The 17,046-nt window shown below is 60.2% G+C and carries 17 protein-coding genes and 1 pseudogene; 4 read left to right on the top strand and 14 right to left on the bottom strand.

Annotated elements, in window-relative coordinates:
* Nucleotides 1-90: 90 nt before the first annotated feature.
* Genes UB90_RS22095 through UB90_RS22070 form a run of 6 tightly spaced genes read right to left on the bottom strand, consistent with a single transcriptional unit; the run spans nucleotide 91 to nucleotide 6,315 of the window.
* Nucleotides 91-1,011: an RDD family protein gene (locus tag UB90_RS22095; protein ID WP_065327094.1), complete on the bottom strand. Its 921-nt coding sequence runs from the start codon at nucleotides 1,009-1,011 to the stop codon at nucleotides 91-93.
* Complete coding sequence (locus UB90_RS22090) at nucleotides 1,008-2,006, bottom strand: stage II sporulation protein M (RefSeq protein ID WP_065322973.1); 999 nt, start codon at nucleotides 2,004-2,006, stop codon at nucleotides 1,008-1,010. The genes UB90_RS22095 and UB90_RS22090 overlap by 4 nt, the downstream gene beginning before the upstream one ends.
* Nucleotides 2,006-3,247 (bottom strand): DUF58 domain-containing protein, encoded by a 1,242-nt coding sequence (locus UB90_RS22085; protein WP_081285646.1) that lies wholly within the window; start codon nucleotides 3,245-3,247, stop codon nucleotides 2,006-2,008. The genes UB90_RS22090 and UB90_RS22085 overlap by 1 nt, the downstream gene beginning before the upstream one ends.
* Nucleotides 3,248-3,300: 53 nt before the next feature.
* Nucleotides 3,301-4,257 (bottom strand): AAA family ATPase, encoded by a 957-nt coding sequence (locus UB90_RS22080; protein ID WP_065327092.1) that lies wholly within the window; start codon nucleotides 4,255-4,257, stop codon nucleotides 3,301-3,303.
* Nucleotides 4,247-5,593: a hypothetical protein gene (locus UB90_RS22075; RefSeq protein ID WP_065327091.1), complete on the bottom strand. Its 1,347-nt coding sequence runs from the start codon at nucleotides 5,591-5,593 to the stop codon at nucleotides 4,247-4,249. The genes UB90_RS22080 and UB90_RS22075 overlap by 11 nt, the downstream gene beginning before the upstream one ends.
* Nucleotides 5,590-6,315 (bottom strand): DUF4129 domain-containing protein, encoded by a 726-nt coding sequence (locus UB90_RS22070; protein ID WP_227512155.1) that lies wholly within the window; start codon nucleotides 6,313-6,315, stop codon nucleotides 5,590-5,592. Before UB90_RS22070 ends, UB90_RS22075 begins: the two co-directional genes overlap by 4 nt.
* A 295-nt stretch (nucleotides 6,316-6,610) precedes the next feature.
* On the opposite strand from UB90_RS22070, the gene UB90_RS22065 reads away from it, so the two are divergent.
* The 3 genes from UB90_RS22065 to UB90_RS22055 are packed head-to-tail and all read left to right on the top strand — an operon-like array spanning nucleotide 6,611 to nucleotide 9,147.
* On the top strand, nucleotides 6,611-7,669 hold the full coding sequence (locus UB90_RS22065) for a methionine ABC transporter ATP-binding protein (protein ID WP_065327089.1): 1,059 nt from the start codon (nucleotides 6,611-6,613) through the stop codon (nucleotides 7,667-7,669).
* The gene (locus UB90_RS22060; protein WP_005643708.1) at nucleotides 7,659-8,333 is read left to right on the top strand and encodes a methionine ABC transporter permease; all 675 of its coding nucleotides are present in this window, start codon (nucleotides 7,659-7,661) and stop codon (nucleotides 8,331-8,333) included. The genes UB90_RS22065 and UB90_RS22060 overlap by 11 nt, the downstream gene beginning before the upstream one ends.
* A 37-nt stretch (nucleotides 8,334-8,370) precedes the next feature.
* A complete protein-coding gene (locus UB90_RS22055; RefSeq protein WP_005643710.1) occupies nucleotides 8,371-9,147 on the top strand; it encodes a MetQ/NlpA family ABC transporter substrate-binding protein in 777 nt (258 codons plus the stop codon).
* 75 nt (nucleotides 9,148-9,222) lie between these two features.
* Here UB90_RS22055 and UB90_RS22050 read toward each other — a convergent pair whose 3' ends face one another.
* The 8 genes from UB90_RS22050 to cofG all read right to left on the bottom strand — a co-directional run bounded on the left by UB90_RS22050 (nucleotide 9,223) and on the right by cofG (nucleotide 16,599).
* A complete protein-coding gene (locus tag UB90_RS22050) occupies nucleotides 9,223-9,846 on the bottom strand; it encodes a TetR family transcriptional regulator C-terminal domain-containing protein (RefSeq protein WP_009177336.1) in 624 nt (207 codons plus the stop codon).
* A gap of 204 nt (nucleotides 9,847-10,050) precedes the next feature.
* Entirely contained in the window at nucleotides 10,051-11,091 is a 1,041-nt protein-coding gene (locus UB90_RS22045; protein ID WP_065327088.1) for a TIGR03842 family LLM class F420-dependent oxidoreductase, read from the bottom strand.
* Nucleotides 11,092-11,132: 41 nt separating this feature from the next.
* A complete protein-coding gene (gene npdG, locus UB90_RS22040) occupies nucleotides 11,133-11,801 on the bottom strand; it encodes an NADPH-dependent F420 reductase (RefSeq protein WP_009176853.1) in 669 nt (222 codons plus the stop codon).
* On the bottom strand, nucleotides 11,798-12,571 hold the full coding sequence (cofE, locus tag UB90_RS22035) for a coenzyme F420-0:L-glutamate ligase (protein ID WP_065327087.1): 774 nt from the start codon (nucleotides 12,569-12,571) through the stop codon (nucleotides 11,798-11,800). Before cofE ends, npdG begins: the two co-directional genes overlap by 4 nt.
* Complete coding sequence (gene cofC / locus UB90_RS22030) at nucleotides 12,568-13,221, bottom strand: 2-phospho-L-lactate guanylyltransferase (protein WP_065327086.1); 654 nt, start codon at nucleotides 13,219-13,221, stop codon at nucleotides 12,568-12,570. Before cofC ends, cofE begins: the two co-directional genes overlap by 4 nt.
* Complete coding sequence (cofD, locus tag UB90_RS22025; RefSeq protein ID WP_065327085.1) at nucleotides 13,218-14,186, bottom strand: 2-phospho-L-lactate transferase; 969 nt, start codon at nucleotides 14,184-14,186, stop codon at nucleotides 13,218-13,220. Before cofD ends, cofC begins: the two co-directional genes overlap by 4 nt.
* Nucleotides 14,183-15,460, bottom strand: coding sequence for a 5-amino-6-(D-ribitylamino)uracil--L-tyrosine 4-hydroxyphenyl transferase CofH (gene cofH, locus UB90_RS22020; RefSeq protein WP_065327084.1), 1,278 nt, complete (start codon nucleotides 15,458-15,460; stop codon nucleotides 14,183-14,185). The genes cofD and cofH overlap by 4 nt, the downstream gene beginning before the upstream one ends.
* Nucleotides 15,457-16,599 carry a 7,8-didemethyl-8-hydroxy-5-deazariboflavin synthase CofG gene (gene cofG / locus UB90_RS22015; protein WP_065327083.1) on the bottom strand — a complete coding sequence of 381 codons (1,143 nt, stop codon included), beginning with the start codon at nucleotides 16,597-16,599 and terminating at the stop codon, nucleotides 15,457-15,459. The genes cofH and cofG overlap by 4 nt, the downstream gene beginning before the upstream one ends.
* Nucleotides 16,600-16,837: 238 nt before the next feature.
* Between cofG and UB90_RS22675 the strand changes: the two are divergent.
* Nucleotides 16,838-17,046: pseudogene (locus UB90_RS22675) on the top strand (Re/Si-specific NAD(P)(+) transhydrogenase subunit alpha); the annotation flags it as partial.

Raw genomic sequence — 17,046 nt, 5'->3', positions numbered from 1 at the left:
ACGGTATTTTAACGGTGTTATCTTTGGAGCCGGGCCGGGCGTTCCGCAAGCCTGATGGCTCATGACCAAGGCTGATTTGCCGGATTTCTGTCATGAGGGGGCATCTTCTGCCGCGTAATGTTTGTCCTTGCGCCGTTCACCAAAGAGCTGCCGCTGTTCCAAATGTGCCCGTTGTGCGTTGTAAAAGGCGCGAAGGAACTCCAGCCGCCGCGCCTCTGGCACTTTGTTGGCATAGCCAATTTTCTGTCGGATCTTTTCCACCACCGCTTGGATGGTCGCGCCCTGTTTCTGACCCTTTTGTTGCGCGGCGCCGGTCTCTTGAGCGCGCAGCAGCGCTTCGAGGGTTTGCAATTCAAAGGCGCCGTAGTGATCGAGTTGGTGTGCCAGAAAGACAAACCCTTCTTTCTCGGTGATCTGCTTTGCCGGTTTTCCGGCGAGATCTTTGAGCAAGACGGGCACAGGCATGTGAATGACATGGGTGCCGGCCATCAGGTCGCCCAACCTTTGCCGGTAGGGGTTGCACAGCGGTACCATCAATCCTGCGATGATCCATAAAAGAGCGAGACCTGAGACCAGCGGGGTGGCGGCGTTCAGAGACAACAGCAGGGTGGCAGGCAGAAAGATTTCCGCTTCTTTCATCAGGTTGCGCAGAACCAGCGCATGGGTGCTAAGCGACCTTCCGTCGTGTGAGACGACTTTGATTTTCATCAGCCGCTTGCCCAACGTCTGACCGTTCCATGCAAGTTCGGTGAGGACGTAATAGGGCACCCGCGTGACGAAAAACATCAGGCTGCCAATGGCTATCAGCGTGTCGGGCGAGCTGAAGCCCAGCGAGGCCACAAGGATCACCAGACAAATCGAGGCAACGAGTGTGAGGATCACATCTGTGATTTGTGCTGCGAGCCTGACACCCAGTCCGGCCACTTCCAGCTTGAGCGGAACGCCCTCTGGGGGCACCAATTCACCGGTCGATGGTTTGGTTTTGGGGGTCTTGCGCCATCTGAGCTTCATGTGCGCGCCCTGCCTGCGAAGACAAACCATGACAGCCAGCACAGGCCCACGCCCCAGCCGATCACATAGCGTGCGGTCATATCCTGCACCAGCTGCCTGCCGAACCCCTCAAGGAGCGCTGCCGCCACCAGCATAACGGCGGCGACCAGCGCCAGTTTGGCGGCATCTTTGCCCGCGTGCTGCAGGGCGTGTTTGCGTGTGCGGGAACCGGGAAACAACACAGCCGCCCCCAGTTTTACCCCGCCGCCACAGGCAATACAGATCGCTGAAATTTCGGTGACGCCATGAATGGAGAGCCACCCGCCCAGATCGGCACCCAAGCCGCGCTCCACATGCAGAGCGTAAAACGCACCCAAAATCAGACCGTTGTAAAAGGTCAAAACAATCGCTGGAGCACAGAGAAATACCCCCAGTCCAAAGACAAAAATGGCGATGCGGGTGTTGTGTGAAAACAGCGTTGTCGCAAACGCGCCCAGACCGGAGGATGCGGGGTTCTCATCATAGATGACACGGCGCAGCGCTTCGGTGGTGGAAGAGGGGCCGCGCCCGCCCGCGAGTTCTGGCGGCATAAACACATGAAACCACGCCGGGTTCTCCAGATAGAGGAAATACCCGGCCAAAACGCCCAGACCCATGCACAAAAAACCGATGGCGATGAACAGCCACGACCGGCGTATGGCTTGCGGTGCGCTTTGGGTGAAAAACTTGCGAAAGAGCCCGCCCAGACGTTCTTGCGGCGCGTATACAGACAAATAGGCCCGCGCGGTCAGCGCTTCGAGGTAGGTCAGAAGGGCGCGATCCAGAGAGATTTCCCGCGCAATGGCAAGCGAGGTTGTGGCCTGCCGATAGAGCGCGGCCAAATCGCGTGCTTCGGCAAATTCCATCCGTTGCAGGCCGTCGCGCTCGGCACGGGTCACCAGCGCCTCAAGTCGCTGCCAACCTGCCTCGCGTTCCTTGCGGAACCGGGCCGACCGCATAAGATCAGCATCGGACATCAGATCATCTCCCGCGATTTGATTTCAAGATAGGTTGAAATCAACCGGCCTGTGACGGTTTCAGGCGTCGCATCGAGCACCGTGATCCCAAGGCGGGTCAGCCGCTCCAGGACCAACCGACGTTCACTGATCGCTTGGTTTGCAGCCACCAAAAGCGCCACCTCATCAAGATCATCGGGCGCGGTTTCGACCAAAGTTTCGGTGTCTTGATTGCGGATCGCGACAAAGATCAGCAGATGCCGTTTGGACAAAATGCTCAGGTTTTCCACCAACAGCTCGGCCGATGTTGTGTCGATGAAATCGGTGAATACGATGATCAGGCTGCGTTTTGGGGTGCGCGCGTTCAACTCGGTCAGGGCAAGCGTGTGGTTGGTCTCATGCCCGGAATAGGTCAGTTCACTGCTCCAGCTGCGCAGCCGCGCAAAAGCCTGTCGTCCCTCGACTGGGGCCACAAAGGAGCGCGGGCGCACGTCATAGGTGTAATATCCAACCTGATCGCCACCGATCGCCGCAGCCCATGCCACCGCCAGCGCGGAGGTCACGGCGTGGTCGATTTTCGGCAGACCCGCGATGTCCTCACGCATCAGATAGCCATTATCGAGAGCGACGATAACATGGTGATTGCGCTCGGCACGCAGTTCGCGCGCCACCAGTGACCGGCGTCGGGCGGATCGTTTCCAGTCGATGGATTTGACGTCCATGCCCTGAACGAAATCCCGCAGCTGATGGAACTCCGATCCCTCACCGATGGCCCGGTTCTCCTTCACCCCATAGAGTGCCGATTGCACCGTAGTTGCGATCTTGCCCGATTGCACGAGACGGATGTTGGGAACCACCCGGACCTCAAGATCAAATGCCAGCCGGGGGACAAATTCAAACAGCCGTAGCCGCGATGTCCAGCACAGCCAGATGTGCTCAGACGCCCAGACCCCGCGCCGGACCCCGCGGCATTGGATTTCGGCCATACCGCTGCCATCCGGTTGCGGCACAAAGGTGATTTCGCTTTCACCATTCAGCCCTTCGGGCCACGCCAAACGCGCCCGCAGCCCGGCAGGCATCTGTGGGATCTGGAGAGTGAGGGTCTGGCTCTCACCGATGAAAATCTCTTGCGCCATATCATAGTTGAGCTGTTTGCGGCGCGAGAAGGACAGCAGCAGATCCACCACAGCCAGCGCGGCAAGAAGCCCCCAGGGTGCCAGCGCAATGTCACGCAGGCCGTTGGCAAATACCGCACTCAGCATTGACACCAACAGTGCAATGCAAGCGGCAATCAGCAGGCGGGGCGAAGGACGGATCAGCGGGGGGCCTCGATCTGGTTGAGGATGTTTTCAAGCACCATGGCAGCGCTGCGGCCTTCGATCTCGGCGGAGGGGCCGAGCACGACGCGGTGACGCAGGGCGGGGACAAACAGCCGCTTTACGTCGTCGGGAATGGCAAAGTCGCGCCCGCTTAGTCCGGCCAGCGACCGGGTTGCCGCAGCCAAGGCATCGGCGGCGCGCGTCGAGGCACCAAAGGCGATCTCGGAGCTTTCTCGCGTCGCGCGGACCAGCCGCAGGATATAGGCGAGAATGTCATCATCCAGAATGATCCCGTCGATCAATGCCCGGCTGTCGGCAAGGGCCTCGGCATCGAGTGTCTTTTCCAATCCGCTGGTTTCCATACCGGATTCCATCGGCGCACCGGCATGCTGGCGCAGAATGGCCATCTCGATCTCTTCGGGTGGGAAATCAATGACGAGCTTGAACAGAAAGCGGTCCAGTTGCGCTTCGGGCAGGGGGTAGGTGCCTTGTTGCTCAATCGGGTTTTGGGTGGCGACGACGATGAATTCGCGCCCCAATGCGTGGTCGGTGCCGTCGATGCTGACGGTGCGTTCGTTCATCGCCTGCAGCAGCGCCGCCTGAGTTTTGGGCGGGGCGCGGTTGATTTCATCCGCCAACAGCACCTGCGTGAACACCGGCCCCGGTGTCAGTACAAATTCATTGGTCTGAAAGTTGAAGATTGACGTTCCCAGCACATCTCCCGGCATCAGGTCGGGGGTGAACTGAATACGCCCGAACTGCAGATCCATCGCCGCTGCAAAGCTGCGGGCAAGCAGGGTTTTTGCGGTGCCCGGCGGTCCTTCAAGGAGCACGTGCCCGCGCGCGAATAGCGCGATCAAGAGCATGTCCACCGCCTCTTCCTGCCCGAGAACGGTTTTGCCAATCTCGGCTCGCAGAGCATCGGATCGACGTTGCAGTGTTTCAAGTGTCATGGATTACCTGCTCCAATAGCGCTTCTAGTTCATCGACATGGCGGATTGCCTCCGCTGGGGCGGTTCTTGGCTGGAGCCTTCGAATGTCAGTCAGGGTTTTTTCCAGTGCATCCGCGAGGCCGGGATGACGGCGTGCTACATACCCCAAAAAGGCCTTGGGTTCAGCGTAGTGACGGGCATGGGCCGGGCCAAAGAGCGTGGCTGCCGTGGCGGCCAGACGGGCCTGAGCATAGTCGCTGAGCAAGGCCCCATCCTGATTGCACAAGCGCATCAAGCGCCCCCGCGCCAAAAGCGCCTGCGCCTTGCCGCTGGTTGCGGTTGCCGCGTCGCGGCGCACTGGCCCATAGCGCAGCCATGAGCGCCAGATAAACAGCGCCAGCGTCAACAGCCCGCCCAGCCACAGAACCTGAAAGGGTGGCTCAAAAAAGCGTTTGAGGTCAGCCCAGGTGCGTTCACGTTGGCTGTCGCGATCCGGATCGGTCAGCCAGACATCGCGGCTGTAATCTATTACCAGATTGCGCTCGCCCGCGCGGGATCGGAGAAAATCAATAGCAATCAGGGCGTTATCGGCCATGCGCAGCCCGTGATTGTTCAAAAGATCGGGGTCGGACAGCACCAGCATACGCGTGTTGTTGGTGCTGTTGCGCGCTTGGCTCTTGGGGATGGCCCTTTTGGGCAGGGCGCAGTCTGCCAGTATCATCGCAGCCTCAGTGCCGATCAGAGGCGTGCAGCTCTCGCTTTTGAACATCTGCGCGGCATAGATGCGCGCTGACATGTCTTGGCCGTCTTCAGCCGTGTAATCGAAGTCGCTGAAGGGAACGCGCGCATCGACAATTTTTGCGTCCTTCTCTCCAGTCAGGTCTTGCAGCAGCTGTTGGGTCGCGGCGCGCTCGTTCAGCAGCACCGGATGCGCTACGCCAGCCAGCCGCATGCCGCTTCGCCATTTGGGCAGCACTACAAGCGTTTGCACCCGGCGCGCCTTTTCCAGAACCGGGCGCATATCCAGATCATACTCATCCTGCTGAAATAGCAATTCGCGCTTGGTCGAGGGATGGCTGCGGGGGCTATCGGGGGCGGTGTCAAACAGCGGCAGCAACAGCAATCCGACGGAGTTTTGGTCAACCTGCCACCCGCCGAGGAAGCTCTGCGCACTGACGTCCTCGGACGTGAGCCATGTTTGCAGACCATCAAACCCAGAAGGGGAGGTCCTGAGCACCTGCTGACGCTGCGATAGAGCGTAAAACACCACAAAAATGAGCAATACCGCAAAGCCCGCAATGGCCAGCGTTTCCAGCCGGAGCTTGTTGGTCGGCGCGCTTGGGTCAGACAGGCTCATGCGGAGATCCCTGCCTGCAACAGGGGGCGTATCTCATCGACGTGGGACTGAAATTCCTCTTCGCTGACGTCGCGCCCCCCAAAATGCACCCGTTCGCTGGCCAGAACGAGATTGCGCAGCGCGCTGAGGTGGTTTTGATCGGCAGGCAGATGCCGCAGGGCTTCGCGGGCGGTCCAGCTGCGCTGCAACAGCACACCATTTGCGGAAATCGCCGCCGCCAGAGCGGCTTGTGCCAGTTGGACCAAGGCTTCCCGACGATCCTGAAGGCGCAGGATGCTGGCGAGGTTGCCGGGCACGGGGTGGGTGTTGCCTCTGTTGCCCAAGGGTGTTTTGCCACGTTCCCGTTTGGCGTTTTCGGCGTCACGCCCCATTGAAACGGAGATGTTGCCGCCGAAACGGGCAAAGACATAGACAATCAGCAAAAGCACCGCGGCAGAGATTACCAAGCCAGGAAAACTCAGGTCGCCCATTGCCCATTCGCCGCTTACGTCGGTTCGCTCCGCTGGGGCTGTGGGTTCCTGACCGGCCTCCATCGGAGGGGGCGGGCGCGTCGGGTCGAAATACGCCACATCTACGTCGATGCGGCGAAATCGGATCGCTTTTAGATAGGCCGTACCGCTGTCGCCAATCTCGAGCGGGGCTTCAGAAGATTGTTGCGCAACACTCCAATTGGGGAGCGCGAAGAAGCTGGCCAATAAGAACAGGCGAAAAATCAAAAACATGCGAAAGCGATAAGTGAACAAAATTTCAACGCCCAACCGATACCTGCAATTGCGCCGCAATGTACAGCATTTGATCGCAGATGACTGACAATTGGTTGCGTGATCCTTTGGTGGGGCGCTTTTTGAGGCCGGTACCCGGACGTCCCATGGCCGCTAAACTGTCCTGTGAGCGGGGCAAAATCGGCGGACCCTGCCGTTTCTTGCAAGGCAGATATGCAGGGGAATTGGTTGAAGCCCGTTGAAAACTCCGATCTATCCACGCGCACGAAGCGGGCAAGGGTGAGTCGGAGCAGGAATGACAGAACGCAACCGAGATGCGGCATCGATCTCTTTTGAGGCGGTGGGCAAAGCTTTTGCCAAACCGGGGGGCGGTACTGTTCACGCTCTGGAAGACGTCTCATTGCGCGTCGAGCCGGGGTCGATCACAGGTATTATCGGCCGCTCTGGAGCGGGGAAATCCACGCTATTGCGCATGGTGAACGGGCTGGAACGCCCGACATCGGGTCGTGTTCTGTTGGGCGCGCATGATGTCGGCACCGCACGCGGTCGCGCCCTGCGCGACATTCGCCGCGACGTGGGCATGATCTTTCAGCATTTCAATCTGCTGGCCTCGCGCACGGTGGCGGGCAACATCGCCATGCCGCTGGAGATCGCGGGGGTTGCAAAATCCGAGATTACGGCGCGTGTGGCGGAATTGGTGGAACGCGTAGGGCTCTCGCAACAGGCCAACCGCTATCCGGCGGAGCTGTCGGGTGGGCAGAAACAGCGCGTTGGAATTGCCCGCGCATTGGCGACCAAGCCAAAGGTTCTGTTGTCGGATGAGGCCACATCGGCGCTTGATCCGGAGACAACGCAGACGGTGCTGTCGCTGCTGAAAGACATCAACCGCGATCTGGGACTGACGGTTCTGCTGATCACCCATGAAATGGCCGTGGTGCGCGATATCGCGAGCCATGTGGCGGTGATCGACGGCGGGCGCATCGTGGAACATGGGCCGACGCATGATGTCTTTATCGCGCCGAAACATGCCACCACGCGGTCTTTCCTGTCGGGTGTCACCGGGGTGAAACTGCCTGCATTTGTCAAATCCCGCTTGCAGAACACGCCCAGCGAGGGCGGCGAAGAAGTCATTCGGGTTACATTCTTTGGGCAGCACGCCACCGACCCGATGTTGGCCAAGCTGACCGGAGAGTTGGGCATTGAGGTGAATATCCTCGCCGGTGCGGTCGAGGAAATCGGCTCGCATCCCTTTGGCAATCTTCTGGTGTCCCTGCCTGCCGCGCGCGGCGAAGAGGCGCGTCGTTACCTGCAAGATCACAACCTCAATACGGAGGTGCTCGGCTATGTCGGCTAACCTCATCAATCTGCTGATCGAGGCCACGGGTCAGACCCTCTATATGGTGGCGATCTCGACCTTGCTCGGCACGCTCTTTGGCCTGCCGCTCGGCACGTTTCTCGCCACATCGCAACGCGGCGAGCTGCTTTCGGCCCCGTGGATCAACAAGGTGCTGGGGCTGGTGGTCAATGCGACCCGCTCCGTGCCGTTTATCATTCTGGTGGTTGCGATCATTCCCTTCACGCGTTTGGTGGCGGGCACATCAATCGGGACCACGGCGGCGATTGTGCCGTTGACCCTTGCGGCTGTGCCCTTCATCGCGCGGCTGGTGGAAAATGCGATCCGCGAAGTTGACAGCGGCCTGATCGAAGCAGCCCGCGCCATGGGGGCAACGCCCATTCAGATTATCCGCAAGGTGCTGATCCCCGAGGCATTGCCCGGCATTACGCTGGGCCTTACTCTGGCTGTGGTCAGCCTGATTGGCTATTCCGCGATGGTCGGGGCCGTGGGCGGTGAAGGCCTCGGTGATCTTGGTATTCGCTATGGATATCAGCGTTTTATGCCCGAAGTTATGGCCATTGTGGTGGTCATCCTGATCGTCCTCGTACAGCTTGTGCAATCCATCGGAGAGTGGATCGCCGCCAAGGTGGACAAACGCGCGCCCAAGGGGCGTGGCGAATAATCCTTTCCTCAATCACGTACTAGCAAGGACTACACACATGCTGCGTATCGCTACCCTCACCTCCGTTCTGGCGCTCACGGCCTCTGCCGCGCTGGCGGCTGAAATCAAGGTCGGCGTCTCCCCCGGTGAGCACGCTGAAATCATGGAACTGGTTGCTGAGGTCGCCGAGCCGATGGGGCTGGAGATCGACGTTGTGGAATTTTCCGACTACGTGATCCCGAACCAAGCGCTGGCGGATGGTGACATTCAGGCGAACTCGTTCCAGCACGTGCCCTATCTGGACAACCAGATGGCGGATCGGGGCTTTGATCTGACCGTGGTTGCCAACACCATCACCACCCCGATGGGTGTCTATTCTGACAAGGTGACCGAGCTTTCGGCGCTGGCAGAAGGCGCGAGCTTTGGCATCCCGAATGATCCGACCAACGGCGGGCGCGCGCTTTTGGTGCTGCAGGAACTGGGCTTGATCAAACTGGATGAAAGCGCTGGGCTGAAGCCGACGGTTTTGGACATCACCGAGAACCCCAAGGGGCTGAAATTCACCGAGCTGGATGCCGCACAGCTGCCGCGTTCGCTGGCGGATCTGGACGCTGCATTGATCAACACCAACTATGCCATTGCGTCGGGCCTGAACCCAAAGACCGACTCTATCGCGATGGAAAGTGCTGAAAACCCTTATGTGAACGTGATCGTTGTGCGCAGCGGTGACGAGAACGCACCTTGGGTGGAAACGCTGATCAAGGCGTATCACTCTGATGAGGTGAAAACCTTTATTGATGAGAGCTATAACGGCACCGTGCTGACCTCCTGGTAAGGTCGCGCCGTGCACACGTAAAAAGAGGGGGCTTTGGCCTCCTCTTTTTGTTTGGATACCCTGAGGGCGCGGCGGTCAGACCGTCAGAAGTTTTTTATACATTTCAAGCAAGAAGCTCTCGGCCTCGGCGTAGCGATCCTGAAGCTTGGCGGGCGCGATTTCTTCGATCTGAACGTCAAAATCTGCGTAATGCTGGGTGGTCGCCCAGATGGAGAACAGCAGATGATGCGGGTCGACCTTGGCCACGCGCCCGTCTTCGATCCAGTCCTCAAAAACCTGCACCTTGGCGTTGAACAATTCCTTGAGGGGGCCGAAGATTTCGCTGCGAGACTGCGGCAGGCCGCTGAGGATCTCATTGGCGAAAAACTTGCTCTCTCGGGGGAAGTTCTTTGAAATTTCCAGCTTGCGCTTGATGTAGGCGCAGATTTCCTCCACCGGATCACCTTGCGGATTGACCATGCTGAGCGGCGCCATCCACAGTTGCAGCGTGCGCGACAGAAGTTCCTTGCGGATCGCGTCCTTGCTCTCGAAATAATAGAGCAGGTTGGGCGTGGTCAGCCCGGCAGTTTTGGCGATCATATTGATGGATGCGCCCGAAGACCCGTGAAGGGCAAAAACCTCTAGAGCCGCAGTCAGGATTTGCTCGGTTTTCTGACGCTGGATCTTGGTTTTTGGTTTTGCATTTGACATGCGCGCCATCGAACGGGTCCGCCATTTGTAAGCTGAAATAAAGTTGCGCACCTATTGGCACATGTCAAAGGGCGTGGCTAGCGCCTGTGGGCGAGCGGGGTTGGAAAAGGGCGCGAAGGGAAATTCAACGGGGTGACATTTGCGTGATGCTGGAAAAAAACAGGCGGGCAACACGTGCCCGCCTGCTGGCCAGTTTCTCGGGGAGTAGTGAGGTCAGGATGCGGCCAGTGAAGCTTTTTTGGCGGCGGCTTCTTGTTGGAACACCGGGATGATCTTTTCGCCGTAGTCTGCGATGATTTTCTCTTCATCTCCGCTGTCGAGGTAGATGTTGAACTGGGTGGTCCCGGCGGCCTCCAGATCGCGCAGCTTGGCAATATGTTCGTCCGGGGTGCCCAGCACGCAGAAGCTCTTCACGATGTCTTCGGTGATGAAGTCCAGATAGGGGTTATCGCTCTGGCCGTGCTTGGAATAGTCATAGCCTTTGCGGTTCTTGATGTAGTCGGTCAGGCTGGTCGGCACGTGATCGCCGTCGGTGCCGTATTTCTCCACGATGTCAGCGACATGGTTGCCGACCATGGCAGGGAACCACTTGGTCTTCTCGATGCCTTCCTCGATCGGGCCGGTGTGCGCAGGCGCGGCCGCCATGACGCGGTAGTTCGACATATCGCGGCCTTCGGCGTCGCCGCCGGCCTTGGCCTGATCCGCCAGCCATTTGACAATTTTGGGTTCTGCGATCTGCAGCACCACGCCATCGCCCACCTTGCCAGCCGAGGCCAGCGCCTTGGGGCCATAGGCGCCAATCCATACCGGGAGCTCATAACCGTAGGCCCAGGGGAATTTCACAGGCTCGGGGCATTCGCCGTATTGCACTTCTTCGCCGCGGATCAGGGATTTCACCACATGGGTGAACTCCTCCATCCGCTTGATGGTAGAAGGCTTCTTGCCCATCACGCGCACGGCGCTGTCGCCGCGCCCGAGGCCAATGTCGAAGCGGCCGCCGGACTGTTTGGCGAGCGAGCCGAACAGCGAGGCCGCAACCGACCATTCGCGCGAGTTGGGGTTGGTGACCAGCGGGCCAAAACGCATGTTTTCCGTGTGCTCCATGCACATCGCCATCGCCACGAAGCTTTCGCGCCACAGGATGTGGCTGTCGTAGAACCAGCAATAGGTGAAGCCTGCATTCTCGGCCTGGCGCACAAGGGCGCGGGCGCGGTCAGGTTCAACGAAGCCTTTGAAACAAATTCCGAATTCCATGTCTTCCTCCGTGTTGGAATAGGTTTTTATGCTGTGTGGGTTTAGTGATCGGGGGCGCAGATGCGGATGCCCGCATGGGTGAAGGGCACCGCCTTTGAGATGTTCTGACGGATCAGGATCGGGGTGATCGCCTCGATGCAGCGGGCAGATTGTGCATCACCTGCGTTGTAGGTCTGCACATCCAGCGCACCGACCAGCTCCATCACCTGTTTGCGGGCGGGCAGGCTGTTGCCGCAGATCAGGATGTCGCAGTTGATGTCCCAATCGAGGTTGTTGAGCGTGGTGGCGGAGACATTGTGCAACGCGCCCACCACCGGGATCTCATCGCCAAGCAAGGCCTGCGCGGCCTCGGTGGCAGAGCCTTCTGGCGGCATATCGACCTTTTTCGGGTCACCCTCGGCCAATGGCACCACGATATCGACAAGGATCTTGTCCGCGAGGTGCGGTTTGAGCGTCGTGAGCGTTGCGTTATGGGCTGACCAAGGCACGGCGCAGATCACCATCTGATCGGCGGCTTGCGTGGCCTCAATATTGCCAAGGCCAGAGATTTCGGCAGAGCCTTCCGGCAGTTTCTGCATCAGCTCGGCGGCGATCCCGGCACTGCGCTCGGCGTCGCGAGAGCCAAGTGCGACCTCAATCCCAGCGCGGGCAAACCGCAGTGCCAAACCCTGTCCTTGCGGCCCGGTGCCGCCAATGATCGCGATCTTCATCTGAACATATCCTCCTGTTTTTTTCTGAGTATGTCGGCGCCACGGCTGTCGGTGGGCTGCCAGTCGAGCCCGCGCAACAGCACAGCCGGGGTGCGCCCGTTTTTGCGCACCACGAGGCCGGTGGCGGCGGCGATTTCATCGGCAAATGCCGGTTCTGTGACCTCCAGCGGGCGGCCCCATGCGTCCAGATTACCCTGTTCGCGGATGGTGGCGGGCACCTTGGAAAGGCCGATCGCCACATTGACCTGACCCAGCCGCCATGGCCTGCCGAAAGTGTCGGTCATCACCACGCCGATACGGGCATCAAAGCGCTCCGCCAGATCACGTCGCAGCCTCGCGCAGCTTGCGTCCGGGTCTTTGGGCAGCACCATGGCAGCGTCTTCTTCGCCGAAATTGGACTGATCCACCGCCGCATTGGCCGAAATGAACCCAAGCCGGTGTTCGCAGATCATCGTCCCTTCGTTCTGGTCAGGGCGTTTGAACGAACGCACGACGCGGGCGCTTTCGCGCAGGACCACCTCGACCTTACGGGGGTCTTTGTTCAGCTCTTCGCCATACCGAAGGGCCTCGGGCGAGGGCGTCACGCTGGCAAGCGGAATGATGCAGCCCTCGGCCTTGGAAAAGACCTTCTGCGCCACGCAGAGAATGTCGCCATCCCGCAAGGCAAGATCGGCTTTGCTCAGGCAGTCGGCGAATATGGCCGAGAGATTGTCGCCGTCTTGAATGTCGGGCACGCCGGGCAGGGCGGTGAGGGTGACGCTCAGGCTCATAGGGTGGCCTCCTGCGCAAGGAGTTGCGGGTTGCGGGCGAGCAGGTGGCCGAGGTCCTCAACGGTGTCGACATCGATCCGCAGGCTCTCCAGCGGCAGGATGACGGGCCAAAGCCCGGCCCGTTCTGCCGCGCGGCGGTGATGCACCACGGAGTTGGGACCATACTGAAACCGAAACGGGCAGGGCAGCGGGGCTAGTAGCGCGTTGGTGCCCAGATCCGCCGATGGGCAAAACACGGCGCGCCCTTGCGCGAGGTCGTGGCTCAGCAAGCGGGCAAGATCGCAAGCTTTTGGCGCGGCGAGATCGCCGGGCAGGATGCAGATTGCGTCGTAGCCTTGGCGCGCCCCCCATGCGGCGGCCACTTCCAGTGACTGAGACAGGCCGTCGTGACCTTCGTCATCAATCAGGGCGACACCTGCGCGCCTAGCGATGCGAGAAATCTCCGGACTGGAGGTGAGCACCGCGATGTCGGCGCTGCCGTGGGGCAGCAACATAAGCGCCTCCGATAGGTGATTGAGGGTTGCCCGAAACAGCGCCAGAGCGATGCCCGCGCGCCCGTTGGCATCCAGCGCCGCGCCGAGCCGCGTCTTGGCGCGAGAGGGGTCTTTCATCGGAATGACCACCAGCCGCTTTTGCGTGAGGGCCGTCATGCGGCGGCTCCTTTGCGGGCATGGTCATGATGGAAGTCGACGATTTCACGCGCCGTGCGTGTTTTATCTTTGAGATCGCGCATCAGGATCGCAGAGCAGATCGGCGTTGGACCGGTGGTTTGGATCTCTGGTGCAAGGGCGGCATCGACGTGGTCGATGAACAGCGCGTCCACCACATCGCGGTAGCGCTGGGCTACCCCCACTGCGTCTGCCCGTTCGCCAAGGGCCGCCATCATTCTGTCGGCGGGGCCTTTGACGACCTTGCCGGCGATAAAGGGGCTGACCGCCACCTTGGGCGCGCGGGCGGATTGGACCGCTTCGCCAATGCCCGGAATGCTAAGGATCGGTGCGATGCTGACCAGCGGGTTTGACGGCGCAATGACGATCAGATCGGCGGAGGTGATCGCAGCCAGTGCCTCTGGGGTTGGTTTTGCCTGCGTGATGCCGTCAAAGGACAGCTCCCGCACATCGGGCGCGCAGCGTTCGCGGACAAAATACTCCTGAAAGCTGAGCCAGCCTGCGTCGGTCCGCACGCGGGTTTGCACTTGGTCATCCGTGGGCAGCAGTATCTCGGCACTGACGCCAAAGGCGCGGACGACGTCGCGGGTGATGTCGCTGGGGCGGTCCCCCTTCAGGCGGCGCTGTGTGCGATAGATATGCAGGCCAAAGTCCCGATCCCCAAGCGACATCCAGGTGTCTGCCCCGAGGGTTTTCAGGGTCTCTAGCGCCCGATGGCCCTCATCAGCGACACCCCAGCCCTGCTGGCGGTCGATCACATCGGCAAGGCTATAGGTTAGCGTATCGATATCGGGCGAGACCCACAGCCCGTGAAAGCTGTCGTCATCCGCCACATTGCCAATCACGCTGAGCGCCACATCCGGTAGCGCGGCCAACCCTTCGGCCATTTTTGCGCCGCCAACGCCCCCCGCAAGGAGTGTGACCTTTGTCTGGGATGTGTCGCTCATTCCGCTGCCTCCAGCGTGGTGCTGCGTTCTGGGAACATCTGGAGGAAATCCAGCGGATTGCGCCCGCGACGATCCACCAACGGGGCCAGATCTTCGGGGTCGTGATCGTCATAGATGTCGCGCACCTCGTAGATGGTGTTGCGGCGCACCGGCACCCGGCCAGCGGCGCGGATCATCTGGACCAGTTCCTTTGCGGTGATTTCCTGCCCGTGATCGGAGCCTGCCGCGCGCGAGATGCTCTCATTCATCAAGGTGCCGCCAAGGTCGTTGACGCCACGCGCCAGCATCTGCTGGGCGCGGGCCGCGCCGAGTTTGGTCCAGCTGACCTGAATATTGTCGATCCAGCCATGCAACATGATGCGCGAGACCGCGTGCATTAGATCGACCTCCAGCGCGGTGGGGCCGGGGCGGACCTTGTCGGGGTTTTCCGACCACAGAGGCGACTCGGTATGGACAAAGGACAGCGGCACCAGTTCGGTAAAGCCGCCGGTGTCTTTCTGGATGTCGCGCAGCAGGCGGATATGCGCAGCCCAATGTTCGGGCGCGTCAATATGGCCGTACATGATCGTTGCCGTGGTGGGGATGCCGACCTCATGCGCGGCGCGGATGATCTCCACCCATTTCTCGGCGCTGAGCTTGTTCTTGGTCAGTTGCAGGCGCACTTCGGTGTCGAGGATTTCGGCCGCAGTGCCTGGCATAGAGCCAAGGCCCGCGTCCTTCAGGTCCGCGAGGAAGTCGTGATAGGACATCTTGGTCTTGGACGCGCCATACCAGATCTCGAAGGGGGAGAAGGCGTGAATATGCATGTCCGGCAGCGCCGCCTTAATGGCGCGCACGATGTCGCGGTAATAGGTGCCTTCCAATTTGGGGTGCAGACCGCCCTGAATGCAGACCTCGGTGCCGCCACGATCCCAGGCTTCTTGCGCGCGCTCTACCACCTGTTCGGGTGAGAGCCATTCGGCCCCCGCATCCTCGCTGCGCTTGGCAAAGCCGCAGAACCGGCAGCCCATGTAGCAGATATTGGTGAAGTTGATATTGCGATTGACCACAAAGGAAACGTGATCGCCGTTGGTGCGTCGACGCAGCTCATTTGCGGTGCGATACACGGCTTCCGCATCTGCACCGCTGGTTTTAAAGAGGCTCACGCCTTCAGCTTCGCTGACTTCGCCGCCGCTCAGGGCCTTGTCGAGGATCTGCCGGATCGGGGCGGAGGCGCCATCGGTCAGGGCGTGTACTGCTGCTGTCGGGGATTCAATGGTTTGCCGGATGGTCATGCGGTCTCTCCCATATGCCGTTGTTCGCGGGCCAGCCCGTTGGTGCCGGCCATGCCATGGGCGCGGCGCAGAACGGCGGGGTTGATGAAATCGGTCTCTGTGGTCAGGTAGCGGGGATAGACGGTCAGCCGTTCGCGCAGCTCAAACCCGGCCTCCGTGCAGGACCGATCCAGCGACCGGATTTCCGGCCATTCATGTTGTGGATTGATAAAGTCGATGGTGACCGGCGAAATGCCGCCCCAATCGTTGATGCCCGCCTCAAGATAGGCGATGTGACGCGCGCTGAGATTGGGAGGCGCTTGCAGGCTGATGTCCGGTGACAGGATGATCCGCGCCGCTGCAATGGTGCGCAGCATGTCCTCAAGTGTGGGCTCCGGGTGCTGCGCCATCTCGATATCGGGTTTGCGCTGAAAATTCTGGATGATCACTTCTTGGATGTGACCGTGGCGGGCATGGGCCGCGTTGATCGCGTGCAGCGCCTCAATGCGCTCGGCATAGCTTTCGCCAATTCCGATCAACAGACCGGTGGTGAAGGGCACCTGTTTCTCGCCTGCGCGTTCCAGCGTGCGCAGGCGCTGGACCGGCACCTTATCGGGGCAGGCAAAATGCGGATGGCCCCGGCGGGTCAGGCGACGGCTGACGGTTTCCAGCATCATCCCCATGGAGGCCGCGACCGGGCGCAACACGTCGATTTCATCGTCGGTCAGGGTGCCCGCATTCACATGCGGCAGGAGCGTGGTCTCCTCCAGCACCAGCTCGCACATGTCGCGCAGGTAGTCGGTGAGGCGGCTGTAGCCAAGCCGTTCCAGCCCCGCGCGGGCCTTGGCATAGCGCAGTTCCGGCTTTTCCCCGAGGCTGAACAGCAGCTCTTTGCAGCCCTCCTGTTCGCCCTTTTGCGCGGTCGCCAGAACCTCCTCCGGCGTCATGATATTGGCCTCGGGCGAGTCCGGGTGTTTGACGAAGGTGCAATAGCCGCAGGTGTCGCGACACATGTTGGTCAGAGGCACGAATGCCTTGCGCGAATAGGTGATCGTCCGGCCCCATTGGGCATCACGGATTTGGGCCGCGCGGCTCATCAAAGCGCGCAGATCTCCCGCCTCCGCCCAGGCCGTGCCTGTGCTGAGCGATTGGGTATTCATGGTGTCCTCCCTGCCTCAAGGATTGTGGGTCAGGGTGGCAGCTGTCAAATATTTTTTTAGCTGTAGCTCAAAAAATGAAACCTAAATGTGCCAATAATATATATAACCATATGAATAATAACGGTATAAAAATGAACTTATGAAATTTATTGACTACTAAGTAAAACAATCAAATACTCCCTCTTGCTCGTGACGATCCTTTGGGAGGAGGGCTGTCACGCTAAGGGAGGACATCAAAGTGCGAATAGGAACGCCGCGAGAGTTGGCGACGGGCGAGTCGCGAGTAGCGATGACGCCATTGTCGGCGCTTGATCTTCAGAAGCTGGGGTTTGAGTGCTGTATTGAGTCTGGAGCGGGTGAGGCTGCGGGGTTTACCGATGCGGCCTATGCCGAGGCCGGGGTGGAGGTGATCAAGACCGCCGCCGGGCTGTGGAAGGCCGCCGATAT

The sequence above is a fragment of the Tritonibacter mobilis genome (assembly GCF_001681715.1).
GTDB classification, from domain to species: domain Bacteria; phylum Pseudomonadota; class Alphaproteobacteria; order Rhodobacterales; family Rhodobacteraceae; genus Epibacterium; species Epibacterium mobile.
The sequence above is the reverse complement of the archived record's forward strand: the minus strand, read 5'-3'. Positions and strand labels throughout refer to the sequence as shown.